14 protein-coding genes are annotated in these 14,708 nt (G+C 74.3%); all 14 read right to left on the reverse strand.

The window, feature by feature from the left end:
* Window positions 1-46: 46 nt before the first annotated feature.
* On the reverse strand, window positions 47-328 hold the full coding sequence (locus WQO_RS32200; RefSeq protein ID WP_029182147.1) for a chaplin: 282 nt from the start codon (window positions 326-328) through the stop codon (window positions 47-49).
* A 139-nt stretch (window positions 329-467) separates the two neighbouring features.
* Window positions 468-1,616 (reverse strand): GNAT family N-acetyltransferase, encoded by a 1,149-nt coding sequence (locus WQO_RS32205; RefSeq protein WP_010059089.1) that lies wholly within the window; start codon window positions 1,614-1,616, stop codon window positions 468-470.
* Complete coding sequence (locus WQO_RS32210) at window positions 1,613-2,287, reverse strand: YveK family protein (protein ID WP_010059090.1); 675 nt, start codon at window positions 2,285-2,287, stop codon at window positions 1,613-1,615. The genes WQO_RS32205 and WQO_RS32210 overlap by 4 nt, the downstream gene beginning before the upstream one ends.
* A complete protein-coding gene (locus tag WQO_RS32215) occupies window positions 2,284-3,420 on the reverse strand; it encodes a glycosyltransferase (protein ID WP_010059091.1) in 1,137 nt (378 codons plus the stop codon). Before WQO_RS32215 ends, WQO_RS32210 begins: the two co-directional genes overlap by 4 nt.
* Window positions 3,417-4,229 (reverse strand): polysaccharide deacetylase family protein, encoded by an 813-nt coding sequence (locus WQO_RS32220; RefSeq protein WP_010059093.1) that lies wholly within the window; start codon window positions 4,227-4,229, stop codon window positions 3,417-3,419. The genes WQO_RS32215 and WQO_RS32220 overlap by 4 nt, the downstream gene beginning before the upstream one ends.
* Complete coding sequence (murJ, locus tag WQO_RS32225) at window positions 4,219-5,937, reverse strand: murein biosynthesis integral membrane protein MurJ (RefSeq protein WP_010059094.1); 1,719 nt, start codon at window positions 5,935-5,937, stop codon at window positions 4,219-4,221. The genes WQO_RS32220 and murJ overlap by 11 nt, the downstream gene beginning before the upstream one ends.
* Window positions 5,934-7,292, reverse strand: coding sequence for an O-antigen ligase family protein (locus WQO_RS32230; protein WP_010059095.1), 1,359 nt, complete (start codon window positions 7,290-7,292; stop codon window positions 5,934-5,936). The genes murJ and WQO_RS32230 overlap by 4 nt, the downstream gene beginning before the upstream one ends.
* Before the next feature lie 2 nt (window positions 7,293-7,294).
* On the reverse strand, window positions 7,295-8,620 hold the full coding sequence (locus WQO_RS32235; protein WP_010059096.1) for a sugar transferase: 1,326 nt from the start codon (window positions 8,618-8,620) through the stop codon (window positions 7,295-7,297).
* 152 nt (window positions 8,621-8,772) lie between these two features.
* Window positions 8,773-9,948, reverse strand: coding sequence for a glycosyltransferase (locus WQO_RS32240; RefSeq protein WP_079055617.1), 1,176 nt, complete (start codon window positions 9,946-9,948; stop codon window positions 8,773-8,775).
* Between the two features lie 404 nt (window positions 9,949-10,352).
* Complete coding sequence (locus WQO_RS32245; protein ID WP_058954176.1) at window positions 10,353-11,402, reverse strand: polyprenyl synthetase family protein; 1,050 nt, start codon at window positions 11,400-11,402, stop codon at window positions 10,353-10,355.
* A complete protein-coding gene (locus WQO_RS32250; RefSeq protein ID WP_010059101.1) occupies window positions 11,399-12,457 on the reverse strand; it encodes a tetratricopeptide repeat protein in 1,059 nt (352 codons plus the stop codon). The genes WQO_RS32245 and WQO_RS32250 overlap by 4 nt, the downstream gene beginning before the upstream one ends.
* Window positions 12,458-12,678: 221 nt before the next feature.
* Window positions 12,679-13,338 (reverse strand): TetR/AcrR family transcriptional regulator, encoded by a 660-nt coding sequence (locus WQO_RS32255; RefSeq protein ID WP_010059103.1) that lies wholly within the window; start codon window positions 13,336-13,338, stop codon window positions 12,679-12,681.
* Entirely contained in the window at window positions 13,335-14,015 is a 681-nt protein-coding gene (locus WQO_RS32260) for a DUF4166 domain-containing protein (protein WP_010059104.1), read from the reverse strand. The genes WQO_RS32255 and WQO_RS32260 overlap by 4 nt, the downstream gene beginning before the upstream one ends.
* Window positions 14,012-14,704, reverse strand: coding sequence for a hypothetical protein (locus tag WQO_RS32265; RefSeq protein ID WP_010059105.1), 693 nt, complete (start codon window positions 14,702-14,704; stop codon window positions 14,012-14,014). Before WQO_RS32265 ends, WQO_RS32260 begins: the two co-directional genes overlap by 4 nt.
* Between the last annotated feature and the right edge of the window lie 4 nt (window positions 14,705-14,708).

Genomic DNA, 14,708 nt, shown 5'->3' on the forward strand with positions numbered 1-14,708 from the left:
GCCCCCTCCGAGCGGAGGGAACCGGCCGTTCCGGAAATACAGCGGATCAGCGGCCGTAGCCGTAGTCGCCGCCGTTGTCGTGGCCGCCGTCGACGTTGGCGCAGGTGTTCCCGAAGGTCGGGTTCAGCAGGCCGATCACGTTGATCGTGTTGCCGCAGACGTTCACCGGGACGTGCACGGGAACCTGGACGGCGTTGCCCGAACCGACGCCGGGGGAACCGGCCGCGAGGCCCTGCGCACCGGCGTCCGCGGACGCCATGCCGGCGCCGCCGGCGATCAGGGCGCCGGTACCGGCCATGACAGCGGCGACCTTCGTCATACGAGACATGGAGAACTCCTTGTAAAGAAGGGGGTTGTGCTGCGGACACGAGGACCGCACCCCCTGACAACGCGAAAGACGCCGGACGGTAACGGATCTGCTCATAGGTGATATCTCCGACGCCGCCGTCCGGCGTACGCCCCGCGCGTCAGCGTCCGATCACCGGCAGCCCCGACAGCCGCTCGTGCCAGTCCCGCGCCGCCGGGAACCGGGCCTTCACGGTCTCCACCGCCCGCTCCCGCACCGCCACCTGCGACTCGCGCAGCCGCAGCAGCGGCTCCAGACCCGGCCGGGCCAGCAGCAGCCGCTGATTGACCACCGGCACCGGCCCCCAGTGGTTCTTGTAACTCTCCGCGCCGCGCAGCAGGCTCAGCACCGTGCGCCCGCCGTCCGAGGCCTGCTGGGCGACCTCGCGCAGCAGCATCGTCGACACATCGACCTTCTTCTCGCGCAGCGCCGGATCCGAGCCGTACAGATAGCCGCCCGTCAACCGCCCGGACTGCAACGACAGGTTGGACGCCACCACCTCGCCGTTCAGCCGGAACTCGGTCATGGCTGCCGTGCCGTCCCCCACCATCCGCCCCACCGACCGGATCAGATGGTCCGAGAACCGTGCCCGCAGATGCTCGGGGTTGACCGTCCGGCCCTCCCACTGCCGCTCGTGCAGCCGCAGCAGCGTGCCGATCGCGGCGGGCACCCCGTCCTGCGGAATCCGGTGCGCCTCGATGCCCAGGGCGTCGACCTTGCGCAGCTTGGACCGCAGCCGCTGGCCGCGTGAACCCGTCAGCCGCGCCACGCGGTCGTCCAGCGGCTCGGCCGGCAGCTCCATGCACGTCGAGTCCGTGAGCCTGCTCCGGGCCCCCGGCCACCGCCCGAACAGCAACTGCGCCGACGCGTCAGGACGGACCTCCCGCAGGTCCACCACGGTGTGCCGGGCCGCCCGGTCCAGACCGCGCCCCAGCGCCCCCACCGCGTACCCGGCCTCCTCCTGATCCAGGAGGATGTCGAAGAAGTCGGAGACGGCTCCGCCCATCGGGACGAGCAGCGGCATCGGACGGTGCACCAGCATCAGCGGGGCCGCCCCGATCAGCCGGCCCGCCCGGCGGACCAGCAGCACCCGCAGCCGGCCCTCCTGGCCGTAGGAGATCCACCACGAGTGCAGCCAGGCGTGGCTCTGGAACGGGGTGGGGGTGGCACAGCGGCGGTGCAGCGCGTCCCACTCGCCGGCGAGCGCGCCGAACTCCCGGAAGTCCCGGCACAGGGTCACGGCCAGGCCGCCCGGCCGGTGCGCCGTCATCGGACGAGCTCCCGCTCGTCCTGGGCGACACCGGTGTCACCGGCCGCCGGACCGGGCACCTGGGCCGAGACGCTCCAGCCCTCCCGGCGCGGCCGCACCAGCAGCACGAGACCGCCCAGCAGACCGCCCGCCGCCGCCCCCACCGCGGCACCCAGCGGCACCGACGGCGAGACCGGCTGGTCCGGTGTCATCGCATGGGTGAACTTGATCAGCTTGACCCCGGTGTCCTTGGAGACATGGCCGCTGCTCACGATGACGGCCTCGATGACCGCGTTGGCGATGTCGGCCGCCTTGTGACGGTCCGAGGAGGTGCCCGTCACGGAGATCATCGGCGAGTCGGGGGAGGTCTCCGACGTCACGTGGGACCGCAGTTCGCGCACCGGCTCGCCCGCCGCGCCCTGCGCGTACGAGAGGGTCGCGTCGCTCGTCGTCAGCCGCCCGTAGGACTGGGCGTACCCCAGGGCCGCCGCGGGGTCCGTCTCCCCCTCCGCGACCGCCATCGCATAGCTGGTCGCCTCGTACTGCGGGGTGGCGAACGCCCCGTACGAGAGCCCGGACGCGGTGCCGATCAGCACGCTGACGGGCAGAGGCCACCAGTGCGGCAGCCGGGTGAGGGCGGTGCGCAGCCGACGGACGACGACGTGTCGCTGCTGCTCGGGTGAGTCGGTCATGAGAGGGCTCTCCGGTTCGGTGGGGCGGTGTCGAGGGCGTACGCGTACACGTCCATCAGGCGCTCGCTGCTGCGCCGGATGTCGTAGTGGCCGACGGCCCGGGGCGGCGGCCGGCGATCCGGACCGGCCTGTATCCGCTGCCGCAGCCGGGCCGTCAGCTCCTCGGGGCTCCCGGCGATCCGGATCGCCTCCGGGGCGTGGGCGGCGGGCAGGTCGTCGATGGCGGGGCAGGCGTCGTGGAGCACGGGGAGTCCGGCGGCGAGCGCCTCCACGGCGGCCAGCCCGAAGGACTCCTCGCGGGACGTGGACACGAAGACGTCCAGGGCGCTCAGCAGCGCCGGAACACCCGGGACCGGCCCTTCCCCGTCCTCGTCGCACTCCCCGAGGAACCGGATCCGGTCCACCGCCCCGAGGCGCAGCGCGAGCGCCCGCAGCGCCCCGGCCTCGGGCCCGTCGCCGGCGAGCAGCAACCGGGCCTCCGGCAGGGCGGCGACCGCGCGGATCAGCACGTCGAACCGCTTGCCCGGCACCAGCCGGCCGACCCCGCCGACCACGAACGCGTCCTCGGGGATCTCCAGCGCGCCCCGGACCTCCGCCCGCCGCCGCGCGTCGAAGCGGAACCGGTCCGCGTCGATGCCGTTGGGCACCAGCCTGATCCGCTCGGCGGGCACCCCCCAGTCCCGCAGCCGTCCGGCCACGGTGGAGGAGACGGCGACGGTCGCCGCGCCGAGGCGTTCGGTGGAGAGGTAGAGGGCCCGGATGGACCGGGTGAGCGGCCGGCCCTCGATCTCGGCCCGTCCCAGGGAGTGCTCGGTCGCGACGGTGGCCCGCGTCCCCGCGAGGCGCGCCGCGATCCTGCCGTACACACAGGCGCGGTAGAGATGCGTGTGGACCAGGTCGTAGCGGCCGTCCCGGATGAGCCGGGCGAGGCGTCCGACGGCCGACAGGTCCCGGTTGCCGCGCATCCCGAGGTGCGTCACCCGGATCCCGTCGGCCCGCAGCTCCTCGGCCACCGCCCCCGGGTTGGTGAGGGTCACCACATCGCATTCCACCGGCAGATGGCGCAGCAGCAGCCGCAACTGCCGCTCGGCGCCGCCGACCCCGAGCCCGGTGATGACGTGCAGCGCCCTCACCGGGGGCCGCCCGCCCGCACCGGCGCCGCGGTCCGCGCGCCCGCACCGGGATGCGCCACCTGCCGCAGCCCGTGCCGCAGGTCCTTCGCCCACAGCCGCACCCCCCGGTCCGCCTGGCTGATGTGGGTACGGGGCAGGGCGAACCGGCTGAGCAGCGGACCGGGGATCAGCGCACACGCGTGGCCGTAACCCGCCGAACGCGCCGCCTGGGTCACCCGGCGGTCGAGGATGCCGTACGGATAGCAGAAGCCCTCCGGGAGCGAGCCCGTGAGGTCACCGATCAGCTCCCGGCTGTCGCGGGTCTCCCGGCGCAGCTCCTCGTCCGACAGCCCGGTCAGGTCCCGGTGGTACAGGCCGTGCGAGCCGACCTCCATGCCCGCGGCGGCGACCCGCCGGACGCCCTCGTGGGTGAGCAGTGGCTTGCGCGGGCCCAGCGGATCCCACTCGTTGACCCCGCCGGGCCGGCCCGGCAGGACGTACACCGTCGCCCGGAAACCGTGCTTGCGCAGCACCGGCAGCGCCTCGTCGAGGAAGTCCGCGTACCCGTCGTCGAAGGTCAGGCCGACCAGGCCGCGCCGCTCCGACGCCCCCGTGCGCAGCAGCTCCGACACGCCCACCCCCGTCAGCCGCCGGCTGCGCAGCCAGGACAGCTGCTCGTCGAGCCGCTCGGGGGACACCGTGATGCCGTACGGATCGTCGCTGGGGTCCGTCACCGAGTGGTAGGTGAGGATCCACGGCTGACGGCGGGTGTGCGGGCGGAGCCGGGACGAGCGAGCGTCGGCGCGATGTGCCGAGGATTCAGCGGCCATCAAGGAACCTCCGTCGGGTGAGTGCCAGCAGGGAGACGACCTCGGGCGAGCGCAGGGCGAGGCCGGTCAGGAAGAACACGGCGGGGACGAGGAGACACCCGGCGGCCAGGCTCAGCACCGGATCGGGGACGAGCGGGGCGCACGCCCAGCCCGCCGCCCCCGACGCCAGCGACGCCCCGGCGAGCCGGCTCAGCGAGAGCGCCACGTCCCGGGCCCTGATCGGCACCACCCGGGTGCCGAGGCCCATCAGGAGCAGCAGGGCCGTGGAGCTGATCCCGATCGCGTTGGCGGTCGCGATGCCGTCCACGCCGAAGCGGTACGTCAGCGCGTACCCGGCCCCCATCGTGACGAGCAGCCCGGTCCCCATCGCGAACGCCGGGAACCAGGTGGGCCGCCCGGACGAGAAGAACGGCCGGCTCAGCGCACCGACCAGGCAGTGCCCCAGCAGGCCCACGGCGTAGACCCGCATGACCTGGGCGGTGGACGCGGTGTCGGCGGAGTCGAACGCGCCGCGCTGGAAGAGCACTTCGACGATCTGGGGCGCGTAGCCGAGGACGACGGCCGTGCCGAGCAGCACCACCATCCCGGCCAGACCGAGATCCCGTTCGACCCGCCGCCGGGCCTTCTCGTGCTCCCCGGCCGCCATGGCCTGCGCGACGACCGGGAAGGTCACCGTGCAGATCATCAGCGACAGCACCATCGGCATCTGCGCGACCTTCTGCGCGTAGTTCAGATGCGAGATCGCCCCGGCGGGCAGGGTGGAGGCCAGGAACCGCTCCACCAGCACCTGGGACTGACGGCTCACCACGAACACGACCACCGGGGCCAGCACCGCGAACCCCAGCAGCGGAGCACTCCGCGCCGCCCGCCGCCCCAGCTGCCCGAACCGGGGCAGCCGTGGCCGGGCGAGCGGCACCAGCCGCAGGAACACGGGCAGTTGGGTCAGGATCATCAGCGCACTGCCTACCGCGACCCCCGCCGCGGCCGCCCGCACCCCCCACGCCGTGTGCAGGGCCAGCGTCATCCCGATGATGCCGAGGTTGTAGGCGACGTAGACCCCGGCGGGCGGCAGGAAGCTGCCGTGCGCGCGCAGCGCGGCGCTGAAGTAGCCGGTGATCCCGAAGGTGAGGACGGTGACCGCGGTCAGCCGGGTGCAGTCCACCGCGAGACGGGGGTCGGCGAGCCCCGGGGCGAGCACGCCCACGACCCACGGCGCGCCCGCGATCAGCAGCGCCGCCCCGCCGGAGAGCAGCAGGAACAGCCGGGGGAGCGTGGCCGCCACGAGTTCCCGGACGGGGTCGGCGCCTCCCTCGGCCTCACCCGAGGCGCGACGGGTGAGGGCGAGGCTGAACGCCGGGACGAGGAGGAGCGCCATCCCGTCCTCGATCAGCAGCGTCGCCGCCATCTCGGGCACGGTCCAGGCGATCAGGAACGCGTCGCTCGCGTCGCTCGCTCCGAAGTACCGGGCGATGGCCTGGTCCCGCACCAGGCCGAGGACGGCCGCCAGCACGGTCAGCACCGCCGTGCCCGCCGCCGCCCGGGCGAGGAAGGCCCCGAGCCGGGGCGCCTCGCCGCTCGCCGTCTCGGGTGAGCCGCCGGCGGATCGGGGCCCTTCCGGTCCTGACCCCGGCGCCGGGAGCAGCGAAGGGCCCGCCGCCGCGTCCGCCGGACGCGCCTCGGCCTCCGTGCCCGTACCGGTCTCGTTCATGCGGCGCTCACCCGGTCCGGCTCGGCCAGCGCCCACCAGGCGGCCAGCCCCAGCACGACACCTCCGAGCACCGTGGTGGGACCGCCGATGTCCGCGTACAGGAAGTTGACGCTCTGCCAGGTGATCAGGGCGACCGCCACCAGACCGCAGTCCAGGGCCGCGTTCGCGCGCGAGCGGGCGAGCCACAGCCGGCGGATCGCGCCGACCAGGATCGCCGCCCAGCTCCCGACCAGCGCGGTCAGTCCGATGAGGCCCTGCTCGCCTAGGACGAGGAGATACATGTTGTGCGGGGAGAGGAGGGCCTGCCGGCGGAACTGCTGGCCCGCCCCGGCGGTGTCGCTGCCCGACGAGAGCCCGATCGAGGCGTGCCCGTCGCGGTGGCCGGGGAAGCCCTTGAGGCCGACCCCGGCGGCCGGCTGCTCGCGCCACATCGCGCCCGCCGCGCTCCACATCGCGTACCGGTCGCTGACCGACCGGTCCGGGGTGCTGGTCACCTGGGTCACGCTCGCGGCCCGGTCCGCGATCATCTCGGAGCCGACGCCGAACCCGCCGACCAGCACCACGCCCGCCGCGCCCAGCACGGCCAGCGAGGTGAGCGCCTGGCGCCGACCGCTCAGCGCCAGGGCGACGAGCACCGCGGCGGCCGTGGCGATCCACACGCCCCGGCTGAACGACAGCGTCAGCGGCACGATCAGTACGACGGCGAGGACGGCGGCGCACGGCCGCAGCCAGGCCGGGGCGCTCCTGGGCGTGCGCAGGGCGCAGGCCGCAGCGGCGAGCAGCCCGTAGGCGACGATGGTCGCCATCCCCATGACGTCGCTGGGCCCGAAGGTGCCGACCGCCCGGACGTCCTCGCCCATGTACGAGGCCCCGGTCCCGGTGACGTACTGATGGACGCCCGTGACGCCCTGGACGACCGCCAGGAGGACCAGCGAACCGGCGACGATCCGGAATCCGTACGCGTCCCTGAGCAGCAGGAACACCGCGGTCGGCACCAGGACGAAGACCTGGAGGTAGCGCACGAGCCCCGGCAGGGCGGCCGCCGGGTCCGCCGCCGTGACCGTGGCCACCGCGAAGCCCACCGCGGGCAGGCCCAGGACCAGCGCGGCGGTGGCGCTCAGCGGCCGCTGCCGCAGATACAGCAGCCGCCCCACGCACACCAGTACCGCGATCCCCGAGGCCACATCGGCCGGCCCGCCCCCGCCGGACGTCCCGTACGGGAGGGCGGGCAGCAGGACGGTCGCGACCAGCGGCAGCAGCGGCCAACGGCCGCGCCAGGCGGCCCAGGGGGAGCCGGCGGCGGCGCGCGGCTCGGCCGCCGGTGACGGCACGGGCGGGGTCAGGACAGCGGTCATGATCAGCTGCCTCCGAGCCGGAACAGGGAACCCGCCGTCCGCGCCAGCACGCACGCGTCCTGCCACAGCGACCAGGTCTCGATGTAGTGGTTGTCGAAGCGGGCCCGCTCCTCGATCGAGGTGTCACCGCGCAACCCGTTCACCTGGGCAAGCCCCGTGATGCCCACGGGCATCCGGTGGCGGGCCTGGTAGCCGGGGTGGGCGCGGCTGAACTGCGTTACGAAGAAGGGGCGTTCGGGGCGCGGGCCGACCATGCTCATATCGCCGCGCAGGACGTTCCACAGCTGCGGCAGCTCGTCGAGGGACGTCCGGCGCAGCATGCGGCCGACCCGGCTCATGCGCCCGTCGGACGCGACGTTCCAGCGGGTGGCCGACTCCTGGACGTCGGCGGGGCGCAGCGTACGGAACTTCAGCAGGACGAAGGGGCGTCCGTGCCGGCCGACGCGCTCCTGCCGGAAGATCACGCCCGGCCCGTCGGAGAGCCGCACGGCCAGGGCGCAGACCGCCATCACCGGGGCCGCCAGCACCAGCCCGACCGCGGCCAGGACGGCGTCCATCGCCCGCTTCACCCCGTGCCCGACGGGACGGTCGGTCCCGTCGCGCAACGGCTGCGCGATGAACCCCCACAGATGGTCGGGCCGGCCGCCCGCCGGGGTCCCCGCGACGGCGCCGGGCCCGGTGATCAGCCACACCCGGCAGCCGTGCCCGGTGAGGAGGGTGAAGAGGGCGGCGCCGTCCGGGGTGGCCTCGGGCGGGGCCGTGAACACCGCGTGCCGCACACTGTTCTGCACCACGGCCCGCCCCACCTCCTGGGGCGAGGACAGGACCGGCAGCGGCACGGCGTCGGACCCCGTCACCTGCTGCTCGTCACCGTCAGCCGGGGCGGCGACCAGGCCGACCGGTCGCAGTCCGTACGCCGGGTGGTCGTACAGCGTGGCCGTCACCTGACGGGCCGTCGGCCCCTGGCCCACGACCAGGGTCGACTGCGGGCGGCGCACGGCGGCCCGCCGCCGCGCCCGGTGGGCCGCCGCGCGCCCGGCGCAGGTCAGCGCGGTCTGCGTACCGGCCCCGTACGCCAGCACCGTCCAGCCGAATCCCTGCTGCGGGGCCCAGGCGTCCAGCACCTCCATCGTCACGTACCACTGGAGGAGGGTGAGGCCGAGGAGCGCGGGCAGATCGGACAGGACCGAGGGGGACAACCGCATCCGGTACAGGCCGCGCCAGGCGAACAGCAGTACCTGCGCCACCGCCTGGACGGCCATCAGCAGCCAGGGCCACGCGACCGGGACCACCAGGGCGAACGTCACGGCCGGGGCCAGGGCGTCCACGCACAGGAGCGGGACGGGACGGCCGTACCGGACGGCCCGGCGCTCACCCGGCCGCGCCTGCGCACCACCACCGCTTCTTCGCGGCGGATGAACCGTGTGAGCCTGCACGGCTGTTGCCTGGCCGGCTCCGGGAACCGGTGCACTCTCCATCGTCATCGCTCGGTGCGCTTCCTCGTCGTGGGGCCGGACATGGAGACAAGTTCCTGGTAGAGACCGGCAACCGCCCCCGCGGTCCGTCGGACGTCGAAGGCCGCCCGGGTGTGGCGCAGGGCCCGGCGGGACACCGCCTCGCGCAGATCCGGGTCGGTGAGCAGGGTGGTCAGGGCGGCGGCCAGGGCCGCCGGATCCTCCGGTGGTACGAGACAGTGGTCCTCGTGGCCGGGCGGCAGGCTCTCGCGTGCGCCGTTCACATCGGTGAGGACGACGGCGCGTCCGCAGGCCATCGCCTCCAGCGGGGCCAGCGCCATGCCTTCCCAGCGGGAGGGCAGGACGAGGACGTCCGCCGCGTGGATCCACGGCCGCACGTCCTCGCAGGCCCCGGTGAACAGCACGCCCGGCGGGGCCGAGGCCTCAAGACCCTCCCGGTCGGGCCCGTCGCCCACCAGGACCAGCCGTGCCCCCGGCACCGCCATCCGGCGCCAGGCCCGGAGCAGGACGTCCTGGCCCTTCTGCCGGGTCAGGCGGCCGACGCAGACGACCAGCGGGGCGTCCGCGGCGACTCCCTCCAGTAAGGGCAGGGAAGCGCGGGCCTCCGCCCGGACCGTGTGGTCGCCGGGACGGAACCGGTCGAGGTCGATGCCGTTGTGGATGACCGACCAGCGGGCGGCGATGCCCGCATCCTGCCCGGTACGGCGCTCGGACTCGCTGACGCACAGGATGTGATCGGCCCAGCGTGCGCCGAACCGTTCCCAGCCGAGCGCGAGTTCTGCGGTGCGTCCGCCGACGGCCTCGAAGGACCAGGCGTGCGGCTGGAACACCGTGGGGACCCGGCCGCGTACCGCGATCCGGCCGGCGAGGCCCGCCTTGGCGCTGTGGGCGTGCACCACGTGCGGTCGGCTCGCGCGGACGATGCGGCGCGCGGCCGCGACCTCACCGGCCAGCCCTGGCCCGGGGGAACGGGTCGCGGCCCAGCCGTGGACCTCGGCACCCGCTGCCGCCGCCCCGAGGGCCAGCGGGCTCCCGGGGGGACAGGCCACCACGGGACGCAGTCCGGCGCCGGCCTGGGCCCTGACGAGATCGGTGACGACCCGGGCCACTCCGCCGTCCACGGGCTGAACCACATGAAGGACCGTCAATTGTCTTTCTGGAGTACGACGCATGTGCAGCACGCACGGCTCTCTTCGCTCAATACGGTGAGTAAAGCCGAGGTGCACTTTGGCAGATATGTGGCGAAATGGTGCGCGTGACTCGCTCATACGACCACATGGGGATTGCGCGTCCGGGTAGGCCGTCCGGGTGGTCGCGCGGCAGACAGGCGCAGGCCGGGGTGGACTTCGCGGGCCGGTGGTGAAAGGGCTGTCGGGGGTCCGGCGCGGGGAACGGGCCGGATGTTCCGTGCGCCGTCAGCCGGTTATACCGTCATCCTTTTCCGGGAAAGCCCACACCGCCGAACGCCGCACCGGATGGCGGCACCATCCATCGGCGCCGTCGCCGAAATGCCTGGAGCGCCCCGGACGGTGTCCGGGGCGCTCCAGGCGGCAGGTCGGCCGGTGCGGTCGACGCGGCACCGGTCTCAGCCGGTGCGGTCCACGAGATACGGGATCAGCGTGAGCAGATCCCCTCGGGCCCCCTCGGCGAGCGGCACCCGGTCCAGACAGGCACGGGCCGCGGTCAGGTGCTCGTGCGCCTCGGCGATCGTGGCCTCGCGCCCGCCGGCCTCGTCGATCAGCTCCGCCGCCCGCCGCGCCGCCGCGTCGTCGAGCGGCCCGGCGGAGGTGAGCAGCGCGTCGAGACGCCCGGCCGCCGGGTGGTCGGCGGACAGCGCCGCGAGCACCGGGTACGTCTTCTTGAGCCGCCGCAGATCGCTGTGCACGGGTTTTCCCGTCACCTGCGGATCGCCCCAGATCCCGAGCAGGTCGTCCACCGCCTGGAACGCCACCCCCACATGCCGCCCCGCCAGGTCCAGCGCCTCGGCGGTGGACGCCGGAGCACCCGCCAGCACCGCGCCCAGGGCGGCCGCGCACCCGAGCAGGGACCCCGTCTTGTGCGTGGCCATCGCCCGGTACTCGTGCGGCAGGACCGCCCCGGGCCCGGACCACGGCCGGGACTCGAAGAGCAGGTCCTGCGCCTGACCGTGCACCAGGTCGCCCAGCGCGCCGGCCAGGTGCCGCACCGCCGCGGGACCGCCCGGCCCCGGGGCCTCCGCCAGGGTGGACACGGCCAGCGCGAACAGGGCGTCCCCCGCGAGGACCGCCGGGCCGGTGCCGTACGCCTTCCACAGCGTCGGCCGGCGGCGACGGGTCTCGTCGCCGTCCATGATGTCGTCGTGGATCAGCGAGAAGGTGTGGATCAGCTCGACGGCTACCGCGCCGAGCACCGCGTCCTCCCCGCTGCCGCCCGCGGCTTCTGCGCCGAGCACCGCGAGCGCCTGGCGGACCCCTTTGCCCTGCGAACCGGGCAGCGGCTCGCCGCCCGTCCCGCGCCAGCCGAGCGAGAAGGCCGCCGTCTCCGCATGCCAGGGGTGCAGCCGGCCCACCGACTCCACCAGGGCCGGGCGCACCAGCTCGCGGCACCGGTCCAGTATCTGCGGCGCGCTCGCCCGGCGGGTCGTGGAGAGCGTCATCGGCGGCCGTCCCCGGCTCCGGCCGACGCGGGTGCCACGCCGAGTTCGGCGTACGCCTTCTCGACCATCTCGCGGGCGTTCAGCAGCCCGATCCGGTCGAGCCTGCCCCGCAGTTCGTCCAGGTCGGCGGCGGTGGAGTCGCGGTCCCGGCCGAGCCTGGCCCGGGCCTTCACCAGGCCCAGCGAGGCCAGCGCCTCGCCCCGCGGCTCGTCCATCGCGCGGAACTCGCCGAGCGCCTGCTCGTACACCGCGCGCGCCTCCTCGTACCGCCCGGAGCGGAACAGCACGTTGGCCCGCATCTTGTGGTTGTACGCCAGGGCGCTGGAGAGGTTCATCTCGCGGCAGGTGACCTCGGCCTCGGTGAGCAGATCGAGCGCGCGAGCGGTCGCCCCGTCCCGGAGGGAAACGATGTCGGCGATGCCGCGCAGCGCCCAGGCCCGGCCCCGCCGGTCGTCCGCGTCGCCCGCTAGGACCGCCGCCTCCTCGAACATCTCCAGGGCGGTGTCGAGCGAACCGGTGTTGCGGTGGATCTGCGCGATGCCCTCCAGCGCCCAGACGGTGTGCCGGGCCTCGCCCCGGGCGCGGGCCTCGGCCAGCAGCTGTTCGTGCAGCGTCGCGACGGTCGCGTAGTCGCCCTGGATCCGTCCGGTCTCGGCGAGTCCGGCCAGCGAGTAGCCGCGGGCGACCACGTCGCCGCCCCGCTTCCCCGCCTCCGCGGCGAGGCCGAGCAGCCGGAACGCGAGGCGCAGCGCCCCGCGTTGACGCGCCAGCGTGCCACCGCTCCACAGCGCCCAGGCCATCGCCCCGGTGTTCCCGGCCGCCCGCGCCGCCCGGTAGCTCGCCTTCCAGGCCCGGTCGGCCTCCGCCACCTGCCCGAGCCTGCGGTGCGCCTCGGCCACGGCGAGGCCGGAGCGCGCCACCTCCTCCTGCGATCCGGAGAGCTCGGCCTGCCTCAAGTGGCGTATTCCCTCGGTCAGTACGTCGGTGAGGGAGGCGTTCACCGACATCTTGGTGAGAGCTCCCTGGTACTCGGGCGCCAGTGCCTTGGTCTGCATGGGTGCCTTCCGCGCGGTGCCGGGCCCGGAACCGGACGACTATAACCTCGATGTATACATGGGGGGTATAGTCGGCCGGTCCTGCACGCCCGGATCATGTGGGGGTGGGGCGCCGCTCGTCCTGCGCGGCGAACCGTCCTGTCGTCGATCAAGACGGCAGGTGGATGCGGAGGGTTGCTCGGGCGGCCCAGGTCGTTCCGGACCGCCCCGGCTATGTCCCGTTACGCCCCGCCCTGCACCTTCTCCGTACGTCGCAGCCGGTGACGTACCGCGCGCCGGGCCACCGGCCCCAGCTCGTCCAGCACCCCGGCCAGCGCGGCGAGCTGCTCCAGCGCCTCGAAGGCCCGCTCCGCGCCCTCCGGATCGACGCCCTCGTACATCTCCAGGCCCACGAACGCCCCCGTCACGGCGCGCGCCAGGCCCGCCGGATCGGTGAACTCGCCCAGCGGCGAGTCCGCCAGGATCCGGACGAGGACCTGCTCGATCTCGGCGGTCCACAGGTCGAGCCCGGCCGCGGTCGCGGGCGCCAGCCGGGGCTGGGTCTGGGCGCCCGCGAGCACCTGAGCCAGGAAGGCGACATGGCCGCCGGCCCGCTCCTCCTCGTGCAGCTCACGCCCGCAGCGCAGGAGTTCGGCGAGGGTGGTGACGCCGGCGAGCCGGTCGCGGTGGCGGGCCACCCGCTGCTCGGCACCGTACCGGCAGGCCGCTGCCAGCAGTTCGTCGACCGAACCGAAGTGATAGAAGACCAGCGCCTGGTTGACCCCGGCCGAGGCCGCCACCGAACGGGCCGACGTCTTCGCGATGCCGTGCTCGGCGAGCGTGCGCAGCGCGCCCTCCATGAGCTTCGTCCGGGTGTCCGCCCCGGTCGCGCCCCCCGTCACGCCCGCGCCTCTTCGCGGACCGGGCGCAGACCGGCGCGTACGCCGTGGCGGAGCGCGTCGACATAGCGGGCGCGGAACGTTCCCTCGTACCCGAACAGCGGGCCGAAGCGGCGGTTGGTGACCGCGACCCGGATACGGAAGCGGCCCGTGGCGTCGTCGAAGGACTCGCGGACCTCGGCCTCGCCGCCGATCAGCTCCGGGACCCGCAGGTCGAAGGGCCCCTCGCGGAAACGGTGCTCCCCCGAGCGGATCAGCAGCGAGCCGTCGGGCTCCGCGCTCAGCCGCAGGTCGGTGGCCAGGTGCTGGTGCGTCCCGAGGTAGTCCAGTACGCAGGACCGCTCCGGGCTGTGCACCATCGTGGCGTCGAAACGGCGCGGCCCGCCCGGCAGGGCGAAGGTCCGGACGAAGGTCACGGTCTCCCGGCCGAAGGCGTCGGTGTACGGGACGTTCTCGATGGTGAACGGGACGTCGCGCCCGGTCCTCGGCACCAGGATGTTGCGCGTGGCGCCGAGCGCGAGGAACGGCTTCACGAACGCCCGGCCGTGCCAGATCCGGTCCATCGAACCGCGCCCCACGCAGGCCTCGCCGCTCTCCAGCCCGACCGAGAAGCGGCGCTGCAACCGGGGGTGGAGCCGCGCGAGATCGTCTCCCATCGCACGGGCGAATATCGAGGTCACGGGCGCTCCAGTCGGGCGAGGAGGGACGGGGCGAAGGCCGGTCGGCCGGGTGGTCTGCGCAGGCAGCGCCGGGCGGCGGGCGTGAGCGGCGACGGAGGGACCAGCAGCGCGGCGAGGGCAGCGGGCAGAACGGCCATCGGGCCGAAGGTGAGGGCTGCCGCCACGAGCAGGAGCCGTACCAGCACCTCCGCCAGGGCGTGCGCCAGCGACCGGGCCGGGCGGACGCCGCGCTCGCACCACAGCCGCAGCCGGTCGAAGGACCAGGCGGTCGCCCAGCCCATCAGCGGCCGGAACACCAGCCGGTCCGCGACCGCGCCGAAACGGCCCCAGCGCGTCCGGTAGTCGTACCCCGTCAGAAAACGGATGCCGTCGGCGGTGGGGACGTAACGCCAGTAGCCGCTGCCCTCGGCCAGCAGCGACAGCCGCTCCGGCGAGGCGAACCGCAGGGCGGACACCCGCTCGCCGTCGGCCCGCTCCCGCTCGCCCACACTCGTCCCGGTCCCTGCCACGGTCAGGAAGGGAAGCACCCGGGTCGCGTACCGGAACCGCTGGGCGGAGCCGGCCGGGCCGGGCAGCGGGCTGATCTCGGTGAAGCGCAGATCCCACCGCTGGTGCTGTGCGGGATCCTGGGTCCGGTCCCACAGGCGCTCCGGATCGGTTCGGATCAACGCCTCTATGTACAGCCCCATGCCC

Origin of the sequence: Streptomyces globisporus C-1027 (assembly GCF_000261345.2) — a bacterium.
GTDB lineage: Bacteria > Actinomycetota > Actinomycetes > Streptomycetales > Streptomycetaceae > Streptomyces > Streptomyces pakalii.